The following is a 14,956-nucleotide window of genomic DNA, read 5'->3' as shown; positions in this document are numbered from 1 at the left end:
AAGTAAGCTAAAATTCAATCAGAGTAAGCATTTCCCGCTTAGAAACACCCCATGTTTGAAACCCTGCAAACCCAAATTTACGAACTAGAACAATTTGCCAACGCCCTTGTTTCTAACCAACTGACGCACATTAGCGTGGTGAGTATTGGTATCATCTTTGCAGCAGGCTTGCTCACTAGTCTTACACCCTGTATGCTTTCTATGCTACCAATTACCATTGGGTACATCGGTGGTTATGAAGCCAAAAGCCGCTTACAAGCAGCTGCCCAATCAACTTGGTTTGCTTTGGGATTGGCAACTACACTGGCAGGACTTGGCATAGTAGCAGCTGTGGTGGGAAAAGTCTACGGTCAAGTGGGAATTGGTTTGCCGATTATCGTCAGCATTATTGCCATTCTCATGGGGCTGAACTTACTAGAAGCACTACCTTTGCAATTTCCATCTTTGGGTGAAACAAATTGGATTTCGCCAGATTTACCAACAGGATTACGTTCCTATTTGCTGGGGCTGACTTTCGGTGTAGTTGCATCTCCTTGTAGCACGCCTGTTTTAGCCAGTTTACTAGGTTGGATTGCTAATACACAAGACTTAATTTTAGGCGCTGTTTTGCTACTTTCTTACACAGCAGGTTACGTAGCTCCATTGATTTTGGCAGGTACTTTTACTGCTTCAATTAAAAAGTTGCTGGAGTTGCGTCGCTGGTCTGGTTGGATTAACCCAGTCAGTGGGGCGCTGTTGGTAGGATTTGGGGTATTTTCATTAATTTCTCGGATTCCCCTTGGCAGTTTTTAAATAGTACACCAATTAACGGATGTGAATAATGACTATAGAAAATTCAGCGTCCAAAGAATTAAAGTGGTGGGCATTACCTGGGCAGTTTCTCCGGCAGGAACTTTTACCTGTACTGACCAATTTACGACTAGCGATCGCACTACTGCTATTGATTGCGATCTTTAGTTCCACTGGTACTGTAATTGAGCAAGGTAAATCGTTATTATTCTACCAGGCTAACTACCCCGAACATCCAGCTTTGTTTGGTTTCTTAACTTGGAAGGTAATTCAGGTAGTTGGCTTAGACCACGTGTATCGTACCTGGTGGTTTTTGTCATTACTCATTTTATTTGGCACGAGCATAACGGCTTGTTCTTTTACCCGCCAGTTGCCAGCCTTAAAAACAGCCCAGCGCTGGAAATATTACGAAGAACCGCGACAATTTCAAAAATTAGCTTTGAGTGCAGAACTAGATACTGGTTCCCTAAATTCCCTAAACCCACTATTGCAGAGCCGCCGCTATAAAATTTTTCTTGATCTTGAAAAACCAAATCTCCTTTATGCCCGGAAGGGAATAGTCGGACGCGTTGGGCCAATTATTGTTCATATTGGCATCATAGCTATTCTGCTTGGGGGAATTTGGGGAGCGATGACTGGTTTTCTTGCCCAAGAAATGGTTGCCAGTGGCGATACATTTCAGGTGAAAAATATTATAGATGCTGGCCCTTTAGCAGCAGCCCAAGTCCCCAAAGATTTGTCTGTGCGCGTCAATCGTTTTTGGATTGACTACACTTCATCTGGCAGCATTAACCAATTTTATTCAGATTTGTCTGTCTTGAATAATCAGGGAAAGGAAGTTGACCACAAGAAGATTTTTGTCAACGAGCCTTTGCGCTATCATGGCGTAACTTTCTATCAAACTGATTGGGGAATTGCAGCTGTTCGGGTTCAATTTAACAACAGCCCAACTATTCAGCTACCAATGGCGAAGTTGAATACCAACGGCCAAGGTTCTATTTGGGGAACCTGGATTCCTACGAAACCGGATTTGAGTGAGGGTGTCTCTCTGCTAGCCAAAGACTTGCAAGGGATGGTATTAATTTACGATGTCAACGGCAAACTACTTGATACTGTTCGCACTGGTATGTCTACCCAAGTCAATGGTGTGCAGCTCAAAATTATAGATGTAGTTGGCAGCAGTGGTTTCCAAATTAAAGCTGATCCAGGCATACCAATTGTTTACTCAGGGTTTGGCTTACTGATGCTGGGTGTGGTGATGAGTTACTTTTCCCACTCGCAAATTTGGGCATTGCAAACAAGCGATCGCTTGTATATTGGTGGTAAAACTAATCGCGCCCAAGTTGCTTTTGAACAAGAAGTTTTAGAGATTTTGGATCGCTTAAGTCTACAGCCAAAAGCTGACGAGACAGGCAGCACTACAGAATCTTTAATCACCACCTGAACAATTACTGTTACTCATTCGATTGACTTTTAATCGCACAGGCGATCGCTATTCCCAAAAAAACTTTACATTAGTGCTAGCTATTATAAGATAATGGCAGCACTTTCTTTTTGCTGTCATTTTAGAACGATATATGTAATAAGTGCGATCGCTTAACTCATGAGCAGAGTAAGGATTCTCGACCCATCTGAGAGCTATACCTTTAGCAAGTATGCCGAATTAGCCTATGATAGTGCCGATATCCTAGCTGAATTTGGTGTCACCCTCAACAACATGGAACTCCAACTTCCACAGCAGTTACCAATTGATCCAGAACCACTGAGAATAGAACTGCAAGAAAATCTCACCTTAGTAGATCCTGCTTCAGAAATGGCTCGACGCGAAGCACTGATCTTTCCGATTCTCAAGACGGTTTGCAAGTACATTCAAGCACCACTTAAAATTGAATACCCTGTCAGGGTAAGCAATTGGCTCAAAGGGAGTTTTGATTATTTCATTCCAACTCCTCAAAGTTTATTAGTGATTGAAGCTAAAAATGCCGATTTAGCCAGGGGTTTTACCCAGCTTGCAGTAGAATTGATTGCTCTGGATCAATGGACTGACTCAACAGTTCCAATGCTTTATGGTACTGTGACAACAGGGGATACCTGGAAGTTTGGCATTTTTCAGCGCCAAGAAAAAATAGTTCACAAAGATATCAATATATATACCGTTCCCAGGGATCTTAATTCGGTGCTTTCTGCTCTCTTTGGTATTAGTTTGAGCTAGAGGGGTAAGTTCAAGGACGCGAGGACAGGGGAGGAAAGCTTAAAGAAACCTCACCCTGGTTCTGCTACGCAAAACCTGTCCCTCTCCTTACTAAGGCTACGGTGTATACACAAGTCTAATTACCCCCCTTAATCCCCCCTTGTAAAGGGGGGAAACCGGAAAATCTTGTTCCCTCCCCTTTGCAAGGGGAGGGTTAGGGTGGGGTAATTCGAGAACTGGTAGTGATTCAATAACTTGTGTGTACACCGTAGCCTTACTAAGGAGAGGGAAAGATTTACCCTTGGGTAATCTTGGGTGAGGTTCTTTTGTTATGGGCAATTCAGCAAACATGATATAACTGCACCTGAGAAAATAATCAATCAGAGTCAAGCGATCGCTATCCCCAAAAAAACTTAACATTAACCTTAGTAGTGTTAATTTTTCATCATAAAAACTCATGGGTTACTACATCGCTCCCCGGTTTCTAGACAAACTGGCTGTCCACATCACCAAAAATTTCTTGAACCTTCCCGGCGTGCGAGTCCCCGTGATTTTGGGTATTCATGGACGCAAAGGAGAAGGCAAAACCTTTCAATGTCAATTAGTCTTCGAGAAAATGGGTATCGAGGTGACTAACGTATCTGGCGGCGAATTAGAAAGTCCAGATGCAGGAGATCCAGCGCGGTTGATTCGGCTGCGCTATCGCGAAACAGCAGAACTGATCAAAGTACGCGGCAAAATGTGTGTACTGATGATTAACGATTTAGATGCGGGGGCTGGACGCTTTGATGAAGGCACTCAATATACTGTAAATACGCAGTTGGTGAATGCCACACTGATGAATATTGCTGATAATCCCACAGATGTACAGTTGCCTGGAAGCTATGATTCCACGCCTTTACGTCGTGTACCGATTATTGTCACAGGTAATGATTTTTCTACCCTCTATGCACCGTTAATTCGGGATGGACGGATGGATAAATTTTACTGGGAACCAAACCGAGACGACAAGGTGGGAATTGTCAAGGGGATTTTTGAACTGGATGGACTATCAGAGCGGGAAGTTGAGCAGCTAGTTGATACTTTTGTCAATCAGTCCATTGACTTTTTTAGCGCTTTGCGATCGCGCATTTATGACGAACAAATCCGCAACTACATCCATCAAGTTGGTTTTGAGCGGGTATCGTTGAGTGTGGTTAATAGCGTTGAAGGCCCACCAGAATTTAAAAAGCCAGATTTCAGGTTGTCTCACTTAATCGAGTCTGGTAATTTCCTGGTTGGTGAACAAAAACGGGTGGAAAATTCCCATTTGGTTGATGATTACAACCGACTCAATAGAGGGAGAAATTCTGATCAATCTGCACCGCCTGCTGTGACACCAATCAATCAGCCGTTAAGCAATGGTACAACCCAAGAAGTAAAAACTAATCAATTTCAGAAACAGGAAGTATCAAGTCCCCATTTGACTTTAGATACACAAGCACAAATCAGACAATTATTGTCTCAAGGTTACAAAATTAGCATTGAACACGTAGATGAGCGCCGTTTCCGCACAGGTTCATGGCAAAGTTGTGTTAACAGCCACATTGATAGCGAGACTGATGCAATTTCAAACTTAGAATCAACTCTAACAGAATATAGCGGTGAATACGTGCGCTTGGTAGGTATTGATCCGAAAGCCAAGCGGCGGGTTGTAGAGACAATTATTCAGCGTCCAAGTGGGAAAAATTAGAGTTAGTTGAAGAATTCAGGAGTCAGATATAACTTACGCAAAACTACACGCTGTAGAGGCAATTCATGAATTGCCCCTACCCAAAAGTCAGGGTTTTGGCTATTGTTTAAAACCTCGTTTCTAGCCTCTGGCTGGAAATGAACCTCGTTGCGGCTCTGCCGCGAGTCAGGAAGGCAGCAGCCCCAAAGTAGGCATTCCCCGAGGCATTGTAGAGACGGCGATTTATCGCGTCTCTTGCCTTAACCGAACCGTATTGATTAGATAAATGAGAAAAAGCGATCGCCCCACAAATATCAAAGGCGATCGCTTTTGTCAATTCTCAAACAACGAGAAAAAACTTGAATTCTTTTCTTTTAACTACAAGTAGCTGCTGAAGCCGAGTTGACCTTTTTTAAATCGCCAGTGAATACGGCTGTGTATTGATAAGGTGATGAACCAGAACAAGTCATGGAATTTGTATTAACGCGACGAGGACTCCACCATGACTTTGCCTGCACAGTTAAATTTGTGCCATTCCATGATAGACTGCTGACAACTAAAGAGTTAGTTTTTCCATCATTTGGCCTTTTGGCAGATAAAAATGTGGCATAGTCAACCTGGCCATTAGCTGGATTAATTCGCGCTATAACCGCAGCTTTTGGCCCGCCTCCGCTACCATAGCTAGGCAACCAACGCAAAGCGGAATAGCGACGGAAATCATTACCAGTCTGACTGCCAGTGGAGGAGTAAACGCCATACAAAACACTGCCCCCATCCCAAAACAATCCATAGCCTGTGCCATCATCATTTGTTGTTTCGTAGTCAGTACGACACCATGCTTTAATCCCATTATTAAAACGGATAGTTATAGGGTTTTTATTGATAGATGAAACTTGTTGATAACCAATGTAAATGGCTGTAGTTCCATTCCTTACCTTGGCACCATTTTTAGCTTTGATTGTCGTTTCACTATCATTGCAACTGAATGTCACCGCACTCCCGATAGATGAATTTATCGTTTGGGCAAAAGCTGGAGGAGCTTCTTGTGTGATTACTAAATCAGCTACCAATACCAGAGATAAAGAGAAACTTGCAAAATATCTCTGCAATTTGTGAGAATAAATCATGGTAAAACCTTGCTTGAAAAGTGGACAAAAACTTCGTTTTAACTATAATCTCTAACCAGTATTTACACAAGCAAAATTCTTTAGACTTGCATATCTGTATTAGACGATTTTAGCTTTCTAGTCTGATACTTCTACTGCACCCGCTTTCATGCGGCTCAATCTACTTTTGCGGACACGTTCGCTGTCACGAACGCCACCAGCTATTTCATATTCGCTGCTGTCTTTGCCATATTTAAAAGCAACACCTCTCACCATCTTGTCTGTAAGATTACTCAAGATTTTTTCCATCACATCAATTTTAGTTTTGGAAGCGTCAATCACAGCTAGCTCGGTGTTATAAGCATTAAGCATAGTGCGTAATTGCTCAATTGATTGAGTCAAATTTTGCAAATTGCAATTATCACCAAAATCCATATTTGCATCAATTGCTTTCAGCCCCGTGGATCTCAATTCAGCTTTTTCCATAACACGGGATGTACGTTTTTTACGGGACATAAATATATTTTTTAGAGAGTCTTCTAAAGCTAGTTTGCCTTACTAAAGCTGTTTTCTGGCTCAGTAAAATTCATGAATAATTGTATTTATTAAAAAGATACAAATGAATTTAAGTAATTTTTCGGAATTCAGATATTCCACCTGGTTTTCTTCACAATTGCTTTAATGTTGATGAGGAATGTTGCAATGTTGATGAGGAGTGTTGGAATATTGATAAGGAGTCTTGCAGTGTTGATGAGGAGTGTTGCAATGTTAATTATGAATGCTGCAATGTTGATAAGGAATGTTGCAATGTTGATGAGGAATGTTGCAATGTTAATTATGAATGTTGTAATGTTGATGATAAATAGATAAACATAATTAATTCTCTCGTTCTTATGCTCTAGATGGGAACGAGGAAAATAAAGCGATCGCAATGACTAGAATTACTTCGCTGGGTTGCAATAACGTTTTATAAGTTATTAATGTAACCTGATACTACTTCTTATTCCAGAGACTTAAAAATGCTTGAGAGACGGCTGGGGTAATCTGACTTTGTAAGTGATTTAGTGCATCACGATGATTTGCATTGTTATCATCATAATAAGTGAACAGATTTGTAAGCTTGACAATCTCAGGGTTTTGATCATTTGTTCCCCTCCATTTGTTAGTAACTTTGTTTAAAACGTCCTTGGGTAGATTTTGTTGTAAGTTATTTAGTGCTGCAATATAAGAAGGATTTTGAGGATTCTTTTTGAATTGAGAGTACAAATCTATCAGCTTGACTTGTGACTGTGGCTGCGTTTGGGGCTTATTTTGCAGAGTAGGTTGCTGTAGAATTTGACGCTGTTGAGTAGTAGCAATGCCATTTTCAGTTAAACCTTGAGATTTCTGAAATCTCTTGACTGCTGTATAAGTTGCTGGCCCATAAAAAGGTTTATCTGAAGGTATTTCAGCATTCGTTGCAAAACCATGAAATTTCAATCTATTCTGAAGCCCTTTAACTGTATCTTCTATGACGCTTCGAGTTTCAGCATCAGCGTTACCACTTACCACAAGTTTTTGTGAGTACTGTTTCTGAAATCTTTTAATGGCTTCTTCGGTAGGTTGATCTGTCAAGGAGTTATCATTCCTCTTCCAGGGAGCAAATTTAGTCAGATCCGGGTTAGGATCAATCTCAGGAGCTAAATATCCCAGCCCGATCAATATATGACGGATAATTTGAGGGCTATAAACGGCCATAGGTTTTGGTTCCTTTGCTATTAAACTTCCAGTTAATGTATCTTGTTTTATAAAAATTGAGTAAGTGGACACAAATAAATCCAACATATCTTTTTTGCAAGATGTTTCAAAACTTAAGTGATGTGTGATGGCAAGCAGCTTGTCTTTGAGACGCTCCGCAAAGGGATGTTTCGCAACAAGCCTTATATTTATTTTCAACTATTGATGATGATACTACGCACTTTGAGCTTTCTGGTGAATATTTTTTTGCACCAGCTTTTAAGCGGCTTTCGGTATTTATGCGATGCCTACGGCGGTAAACTACGCTCTTTGTTCTCAGCAATAAAACAATAACAATTTTGACTTTGCGTCTTTGCGCGGCAGTCGCTACAACGAGGGGGAACCCCCGCAACGCGCTGCCTTGCCTTTGCGCGAAACATTCATCCCTATATTCAGCAACGCCACAATTTTATAGTACTTAGATAAATATAATACCGATTACAGGTTGCATAGAACAAGGGGCTTAAACCCCTTGTCCTCAGTTTCATGTCTGCATTTGGCTTTGGGGTGGAAAGCCATGCTGGATTCTGCCTATATCGCCATCAAACTTCATGGAGGTTTTGAAGAGTTCAAAACGGCCATCAGTTGCGTATTGGGCACAACGATCGCGTAACGCCTGCATTTCTTTTGCTTTTACCCCTGTTTTTCCCAGTGGACGCAGAGGAATTTCACCTACACGTCTACAAACTAATTGTTTGTGGCTGAAAACTTGATGCACTATCCCAATAATTAACCTGGTTAATATTCACCTGGAGCAAAGCAATATCGGGTTCATCCAGTCCTTTAGGAAACCAGGTTTGAAGTTCCGGCTTCCATAGCTCTTGCATCTTGTTGCGGTCTTTCACGAGTTTTGCTGTACCTGAGATAGAAACGTATCGCTGCTGTTCGGATGAGGAAAAACTAACATTTACCTGCTTATGGTGTTCAATCTCAGTCACTTTGTGGGAACCAGCATTGGTAAAAAACCAGAGTATGTTATCAGAGTTAATCTCACCACTTTTTGACATAGGATAACTATGCAAACTGCCATCATCATCGACTGTGGTAAACATCCCATAATCAATATCTTTGATTAGTTCATGCAGCTTTTGAATTTGTTGATCTCGTTCTGTAGAAGTTGCCATTGTTTGTACTCTTTTGTCTATTTGCTTCTTCTGGGCTATAATTTTTGATTACAACCAGGTTTAAGGCTGGTAAAGTTATTTTTTAGTATTAACGTTTTTAGTTTTAATTGCGTGAGTCTACAGGTGGAACTTTGCTAAAACTAGCTTTGTTAGTTATATCTATAGATATATTGATATTTGACAACAAGACGCTACGCGAATGCATCTGTGCTATCTGTGTGTACGACTTCTATCCATAGCAACGTGATTTTTGCCCTTATTTATTTAGACAAAAATTCTAGAGTTTTCGGACTAAATTAAAACTGTCTCTATAACTTGAGGTTAATGAATCCACCTAGAGGTTTAAATAAACTGATAATTAGACATATTTTGTAAGTCTATTTTTAAATGCTAAAAGATAAAATTAAATCAATTCTGCCTCTTCAAATATTTGCCTTGTGGTCAATTCCAAACCTGGAAGTAGCTCATCTACAATCAGCCTATTATCTGTGTAAACTTGACTTGAACCATCAGGAAGAAAAACCCTAATACTTATCGCTTCCGGGTCTACAACCCAAACCCTTGACACACCCGCAGCAAAATAATCCTGCGCTTTATCTTCAAATTCCTTCATGGTTTGGTCTGGAGATATAATCTCAATTACCAATTCTGGAATCGCCGGACAAGCTTCATTACGCTTCCAACTTTTGGGTAAACGTTCGTAAGATATGTATGTCAAATCTGGTAAAGGTGCCCAATCTTTGCCTCGACGCTTTAAGAGAATTGCCCACTCAGGAAGAACTCTACCTTTACCTTTGCACCAAGTACGAATTAGTAATCCTAAAGCTAGCTGTAAAGTCGAATGAAAAAATTTTGGAGACACTTTAGGGATTGCCTGACCATTGACAAGCTCATAGTATACATCTCCTTCGGGTAGAGCTAGAAATTCTTCTAAAGAGAGTTGACCTACAATGTTAATCATAAGCAGCATTAGCGATCGCCTAATTCATATATCTTACACACGGCATAAGCAGCAAAGCTTTAAAAGTAAAAGTTTATGAGACATTGCAGCAGCGATGCCTACGGTGGTCACTGAGCCAAGCCGTAGGCGCAGCCTCTCCCAGAGAAGTGCTGGCTACGCCTACGCTCTCATAAGTAGGTAGGCATAAATAAAACCAGCTAATAACTTGAATAGCGAATTAATCATGTTCTGAATTCGCAATAATATTGTAACAGTGCTAGGATGTCGAATATTCAGATGTTTGTAGGTTTTGAGTTGTTGTTTTGCAAGACCACAACTTTATTACATCAGTCCTCTCTTTTCATACTCTTTTTTGAGCGAAGGTATTGCATTTATGAAAGCAATTGAAACCACAGCGACAATTAATGAGAGTGGACAACTTATGCTAAATGAATCGCTGGGATTCATCAAACCACAGCGCGTTCGTGTTATCGTCTTAATTTCCGAAGATGACGAAATAAATCCAGACGAAACACCTACTAAAATTGTTATTGAAGGTATTCATCAAGGTTTACACGAGGCTTTAACTGGACAAACTATTCCCCTCTCAGAAATGTGGTCAGGCATCAATGCAGAGTGAACCATCATCAATCCAGATCGCTCTTACACCTCGTTTCAAAAGGTATTTTCGAGAACTTGCAAAACGCTATCGTTCAATTCGTACTGATCTCCAGTTGTTACAGTTTAAACTGCAAGAAGTGCATTCATAAGTTGTTATGTACCCTCTGAATGAGCCGCTTCAACCTATAGTAGGAGTGTCATTTCCCATTAAGCGCCTACTATAAAGAACTAGGAAACAAAATAGCAGTATATCTGCTGTTCAACTTCCGCACCATTATAAAGTTAGACAAAATGCAGATTTCTCAACTTTTCACTAAATTACTCACTCAGACAGTAGCTTTAGGCGTAGGCGCTGTTGTTTTACTCTCAACTACTAATGCGAATGCTGCCGAGCAAGTTATTTTAAAGTACGGTACTTTTCAGGGACAAATATCTGTTGAAGAATTAAGTCAGTTTACAGAAACTGGCAAGACTACCCCGACGTTAAGAGCTTATTTGCAGGCGGCACAACAAGACCCCGCATTAGCTCGTAAAGCACTGACAGCCGGAATAAAAGCCGATCCTGCTTTTTTAAATAACTTACTGTCTAGCTGGGCTGGGCCAGTTTTAGTTAACCAAATTGGTCAAGTAGTTCATCCTCCCGCAGGACAACTAGATCAGCAAGCCTTGCGAACCGCTTTGAGTGCATCTATTAAACAAAATGGTGAAGTTACACTGCTTGGAGCTATTCAGAATTATCCAAATAATTCTGTTGAACTTGAAGGCGATCGCCTCATCGGTGTTTATGAGCGCCTAACCAATCTTGCAGAACTCTTGTGAGGGCTAGTTACTGCTATAAGTTAATACTGATGAGTCTATCTTAGGGTTCATGCCCTATTACTTAGAAATTCTCTAATCTAAGATATAGAGTTTAGTCTAAGAATAAGGAAAAAATTTGTATGACAACCGACGTTTCTAGAGAAATTAACAAAGATGTTAATGGGTCACTCATAAGTGGTGTTCTCTTGACTATTTTGGGGGTGATTGCGATCGCAGCGCCTAATTTCACCACCCTATTCACCGAAACTTGGATTGCGGCGATTTTAATCTTTGCTGGATTTACAAAATTAGTTTATGCCACTCAAACCCGCGATCGGGGAGGTTTTATTTGGAAACTTATATTGAGCGGACTGTATATTGCAACCGGCATAATGCTGTTTGTTTACCCTTATACGGGTGTTCTCACACTGACTCTGCTGCTTGGCACCTTTTTGCTAACTGAAGGCACATTTGAGTTAATTCTGGCATTCAAGTTACGTCCCCAACAAAACTGGACGTGGACACTAGTTAATGGCATTATTACGCTGATCTTAGGAGCAATGATTTGGTTCCAGTGGCCTTTTAATGCACCCTGGCTTCTGGGCACACTTGTTGGTGTCAGCATTCTTTTTAGTGGCATTTCCCGCGCAATGCTGTCGTTGAATGCGCGTTCTACCTTAAATCCTCCTGAGCAAACTTCTTAGTAGATGGAAGTGGAGAGTAAAGAGTGGGGAATCTCACTTCTTTACTCAGCACTGGGAACGTGCTAAACCCTAGTTATCCGCTAACGGAACAGTTTCGCATCATGCCCAGACTTCAATAGTAAAAGTTTATAAGATATTGCAGCAGCGATGCCTACGCTCTTATATTGTTAAATTAACAAAAGAGTTATCTATGATAAATTTTTCACTTACAGAACGTATCTGTAAGAGAATCAATAATTAATTTCTTATGATAGATGTAAAGGATATAATAGACGCGATTAATGCCAGTAGAGTTGTTACATCCCGACACAGTTTAAATGAAGCAGCGCAAGACAATTTAATAATCGGTGAAATTTACTTTTCAGTGGTGGAGGGAGGAGAAATTATTGAAAATTATCCCGAAGCCTATCCCTTACCTGCTTGTCTAATACTTGGATGGAACACTACAGAGGAGCCTATTCATAGTGTTTGGACATATAATCAAGTTAGCCAAACCGCAAAATTAATCACTGTTTATCGTCCCGACACCAACCGATGGATTAATTGGAGGATAAGAAAATGACACTGAAGCAGTTAGCAGCATGGGCACAGTCACAGATTAATAATACTGCTCAACCGGAAGTTAGACCAGAGATTGGGGTTACAGTATTACAGTTAATTGATGAACTGGAACAGCTACAAAACCGTGTTAAAGAATTAGAGGTAAAACAATCCACTACAGCGTAGATAATTTCTGGAGTGACCTAAGTATAAGAACAAAAATGGGACAAAGTTAATAACACTTATCCTACACAAGGCACAAGGGGCAAAGGTTTAATATTAAAAGTTTATAAGACATTGCAGCAGCGATGACTAGATTGGGCTACGCCTACGCCAACAAAATTGTTAAATTAACTAAGGAAATCAAAATCAAGACCAGCTAGCTGCAATCAACAATGGTATCTATCACTGCTCCCTTCTCGGATATTCAAAACCATTGGACACGCTTATTTATTACAGCCTTAGCCCAACGTGGTATTGTCAGCGGGTTACCTAATGGAACGTATCGCCCCAATAACTCACTCACCCGCGCTGAGTTTGCCGCCATCATCGCCAAGGCATTTGGGACAGTTCCCCAGAAGCGGCAGTATCTCCCCTTTGTTGATGTACCTAGTAATTATTGGGCAGCAGCCGCCATTCAAACAGCTTACGAAAAAACATTTATTAGCGGGTTTCCTGATAAAAGTTTCCGTCCCGCTAACCGAATTACTAGAGTAGAAGTTTTAGTCTCCTTAGTAGCAGGCTTAGAACTTGCTACCGAGGTAAAACCTGACCTTTTATTAGCACTCCCACAAATCTATCAAGATGCCGTTCAAATTCCTGGGTATGGCAAAAATCAGGTAGCTATTGCAACTAGTGCGGGACTGGTAGCTAATTTCCCGAATGTGAAATTACTCAATCCCAATGTTGCAGCTACCCGTGCAGATGTGGCAGTGATTATTTATCAAGCTTTGGTTTATTTAGGTGAGGCAGAAAAAATTACCTCTAGTTACCTAGTGGTGCCGCCAACAATAACGCCCATACCAACACCAACACCGACACCAAGACCAACGCCAACACCGACACCAACACCCATACCTATCGGTAGCGTTAAGATAAATCATCGTCGGGAGTTCCGGGGAGTTTGGGTAGCATCTGTGTGGAATAGTGATTGGCCTTCCCAAGCGGGACTCTCGGTTGCCCAACAAAAAGCTGAACTTAGCGAGATTCTTACTAAATTACAAACGTTAAACTTCAATGCCCTAATCTTCCAGGTGCGACCAGAGGGAGATGCATTGTATGAATCTCAATTAGAGCCTTGGAGTGCTTGGATTACAGGAACTCAGGGGAAAGCACCAGAACCATTTTATGATCCTTTAGCCTTTGCGATCGCTGAATGCCACAAGCGGAATATTGAACTTCATGCTTGGTTCAACCCCTACCGCGCTAGCACTTCCACCAACCCAGCCAAAACAGTCCGTCCCCACATCGCAGCTACCAATCCAGAAAGCGTTTATTTGTGGAAAACTCAACGCTGGATGGACCCAGGAATCAAACTAGTTCAGGACAGAGCTTACAACGTAATTATCGACGTAGTGAAGCGCTACGATATTGACGGCATTCACTTAGATGATTATTTCTATCCATATCCCATTGAGGGTCAACCTTTCCCCGATAATAAAACCTACGCTGCCTATAAAGCAGCCGGTGGTACACTCAGCCTTGGCGACTGGCGGCGAGACAATGTTAACAAAATGGTACAGCGCCTTTGGCAGGGAATTAAAGTAACCAAACCCCACGTTAAATTTGGTATTAGTCCCTTTGGTATCTATCGCCCCGGACAGCCCCCCGGTATTACTGGCTTAGATGCTTATAACGTGCTGTATGCCGACGCGAAAAAATGGCTAGAACAAGGCTGGATTGATTATATTGCGCCTCAACTTTACTGGCGCACAGACCAAACACAACAAAGTTACTCTGCTTTGCTAAAGTGGTGGACACAGGTAAACACAAAGCAAAGACACGTTTACGCTGGTAATAATCTCACAGAACCAAGCAACAAGAGTCGAGAGAGTGATGAGATTGAAAAACAGGTGAAAATTAGTCGTAGCCAAGCTGGACAGTTGTCACTAGGGAATATCTTTTTTAATTTGGATATTTTGACCGAAAATAGTCAAGGCATTGCTGATAAATTCCAAAGTCTGCTTTATAACAAACCTGCGCTACCTCCAACTTTGTCTTGGCAGGATACAACACCACCCCCTCCTCCCACCGGATTACAAGTCAACAACCGCAAACTGAGTTGGCAGCCTGGTGATAATCAACCGATTCGTTCCTGGACACTGTATCGGCAAAGTGGCGAGACTTGGACACTCCAGCGCATTTTGTCTGCTGGCACAACCTTTGCTACTGTCCAACAACCGGGAACCTATGCCGTGTGTGCGGTCGATAGGTCGGCGAATGAGAGCGTGGGAATAGTTATTACAGTGAATTGAGTAAAAGCGCTGACCGTGAGTGGCATCATTGTGACGTACTATGAGTACTGAGTGCTGAGTGCTGAGTGCTGAGTATCGAGTTGGAAATCTTACTTCTCTCACTCAGAACTCGGAACTCGGAACTCGGAACTGTTTTTGCCCATTCTGTAGTTTGTTACCTCTAAAGACGGCAAACACCACTC

At 41.5% G+C, this 14,956-nt stretch carries 17 protein-coding genes; 10 read left to right on the top strand and 7 right to left on the bottom strand.

What is annotated here, in order from left to right:
- Window positions 1–51: 51 nt before the first annotated feature.
- From F8S12_RS30185 to F8S12_RS30170, 4 genes are all read left to right on the top strand, one after another.
- On the top strand, window positions 52–792 hold the full coding sequence (locus tag F8S12_RS30185) for a cytochrome c biogenesis protein CcdA (RefSeq protein ID WP_196519943.1): 741 nt from the start codon (window positions 52–54) through the stop codon (window positions 790–792).
- Between the two features lie 28 nt (window positions 793–820).
- Window positions 821–2,233, top strand: a complete 1,413-nt coding sequence (locus tag F8S12_RS30180) for a cytochrome c biogenesis protein (protein ID WP_196519942.1) — start codon at window positions 821–823, stop codon at window positions 2,231–2,233.
- 159 nt (window positions 2,234–2,392) lie between these two features.
- Window positions 2,393–3,001, top strand: a complete 609-nt coding sequence (locus F8S12_RS30175; protein WP_196519941.1) for a hypothetical protein — start codon at window positions 2,393–2,395, stop codon at window positions 2,999–3,001.
- Window positions 3,002–3,437: 436 nt separating this feature from the next.
- Entirely contained in the window at window positions 3,438–4,712 is a 1,275-nt protein-coding gene (locus tag F8S12_RS30170) for a ribulose bisphosphate carboxylase small subunit (protein ID WP_196519940.1), read from the top strand.
- Window positions 4,713–4,818: 106 nt separating this feature from the next.
- Here F8S12_RS30170 and F8S12_RS30165 read toward each other — a convergent pair whose 3' ends face one another.
- From F8S12_RS30165 to F8S12_RS30135, 7 genes are all read right to left on the bottom strand, one after another.
- Window positions 4,819–5,028 (bottom strand): hypothetical protein, encoded by a 210-nt coding sequence (locus F8S12_RS30165; RefSeq protein WP_196519939.1) that lies wholly within the window; start codon window positions 5,026–5,028, stop codon window positions 4,819–4,821.
- A gap of 37 nt (window positions 5,029–5,065) precedes the next feature.
- Window positions 5,066–5,818, bottom strand: coding sequence for a hypothetical protein (locus tag F8S12_RS30160; RefSeq protein WP_196519938.1), 753 nt, complete (start codon window positions 5,816–5,818; stop codon window positions 5,066–5,068).
- 117 nt (window positions 5,819–5,935) lie between these two features.
- Window positions 5,936–6,313 (bottom strand): hypothetical protein, encoded by a 378-nt coding sequence (locus tag F8S12_RS30155; RefSeq protein ID WP_196519937.1) that lies wholly within the window; start codon window positions 6,311–6,313, stop codon window positions 5,936–5,938.
- 477 nt (window positions 6,314–6,790) lie between these two features.
- Window positions 6,791–7,732, bottom strand: coding sequence for a peptidoglycan-binding domain-containing protein (locus F8S12_RS30150; protein WP_196519936.1), 942 nt, complete (start codon window positions 7,730–7,732; stop codon window positions 6,791–6,793).
- A 325-nt stretch (window positions 7,733–8,057) separates the two neighbouring features.
- Entirely contained in the window at window positions 8,058–8,291 is a 234-nt protein-coding gene (locus tag F8S12_RS30145) for a hypothetical protein (RefSeq protein ID WP_196519935.1), read from the bottom strand.
- Window positions 8,254–8,697, bottom strand: coding sequence for a pyridoxamine 5'-phosphate oxidase family protein (locus tag F8S12_RS30140; protein WP_196519934.1), 444 nt, complete (start codon window positions 8,695–8,697; stop codon window positions 8,254–8,256). The genes F8S12_RS30145 and F8S12_RS30140 overlap by 38 nt, the downstream gene beginning before the upstream one ends.
- Before the next feature lie 403 nt (window positions 8,698–9,100).
- Entirely contained in the window at window positions 9,101–9,658 is a 558-nt protein-coding gene (locus tag F8S12_RS30135; RefSeq protein ID WP_196519933.1) for a Uma2 family endonuclease, read from the bottom strand.
- Window positions 9,659–10,031: 373 nt separating this feature from the next.
- Between F8S12_RS30135 and F8S12_RS30130 the strand changes: the two genes are divergently transcribed.
- The 6 genes from F8S12_RS30130 to F8S12_RS30105 all read left to right on the top strand — a co-directional run bounded on the left by F8S12_RS30130 (window position 10,032) and on the right by F8S12_RS30105 (window position 14,774).
- Entirely contained in the window at window positions 10,032–10,277 is a 246-nt protein-coding gene (locus tag F8S12_RS30130; protein ID WP_196519953.1) for a type II toxin-antitoxin system RelN family antitoxin, read from the top strand.
- 272 nt (window positions 10,278–10,549) lie between these two features.
- Window positions 10,550–11,077, top strand: coding sequence for an alpha/beta hydrolase (locus F8S12_RS30125; protein ID WP_196519932.1), 528 nt, complete (start codon window positions 10,550–10,552; stop codon window positions 11,075–11,077).
- Window positions 11,078–11,196: 119 nt separating this feature from the next.
- Entirely contained in the window at window positions 11,197–11,760 is a 564-nt protein-coding gene (locus F8S12_RS30120) for an HdeD family acid-resistance protein (RefSeq protein WP_196519931.1), read from the top strand.
- A gap of 247 nt (window positions 11,761–12,007) precedes the next feature.
- Window positions 12,008–12,322 carry a DUF4258 domain-containing protein gene (locus F8S12_RS30115; protein WP_196519930.1) on the top strand — a complete coding sequence of 105 codons (315 nt, stop codon included), beginning with the start codon at window positions 12,008–12,010 and terminating at the stop codon, window positions 12,320–12,322.
- Window positions 12,319–12,486: a hypothetical protein gene (locus F8S12_RS30110; protein WP_196519929.1), complete on the top strand. Its 168-nt coding sequence runs from the start codon at window positions 12,319–12,321 to the stop codon at window positions 12,484–12,486. Before F8S12_RS30115 ends, F8S12_RS30110 begins: the two co-directional genes overlap by 4 nt.
- A 209-nt stretch (window positions 12,487–12,695) precedes the next feature.
- The gene (locus F8S12_RS30105) at window positions 12,696–14,774 is read left to right on the top strand and encodes a glycoside hydrolase family 10 protein (protein ID WP_196519928.1); all 2,079 of its coding nucleotides are present in this window, start codon (window positions 12,696–12,698) and stop codon (window positions 14,772–14,774) included.
- Window positions 14,775–14,956: the final 182 nt, after the last annotated feature.

Origin of the sequence: Nostoc sp. WHI (assembly GCF_015714725.1) — a bacterium.
Classification (GTDB): Bacteria; Cyanobacteriota; Cyanobacteriia; order Cyanobacteriales; family Nostocaceae; genus Nostoc.
The sequence above is the reverse complement of the archived record's forward strand: the minus strand, read 5'-3'. Positions and strand labels throughout refer to the sequence as shown.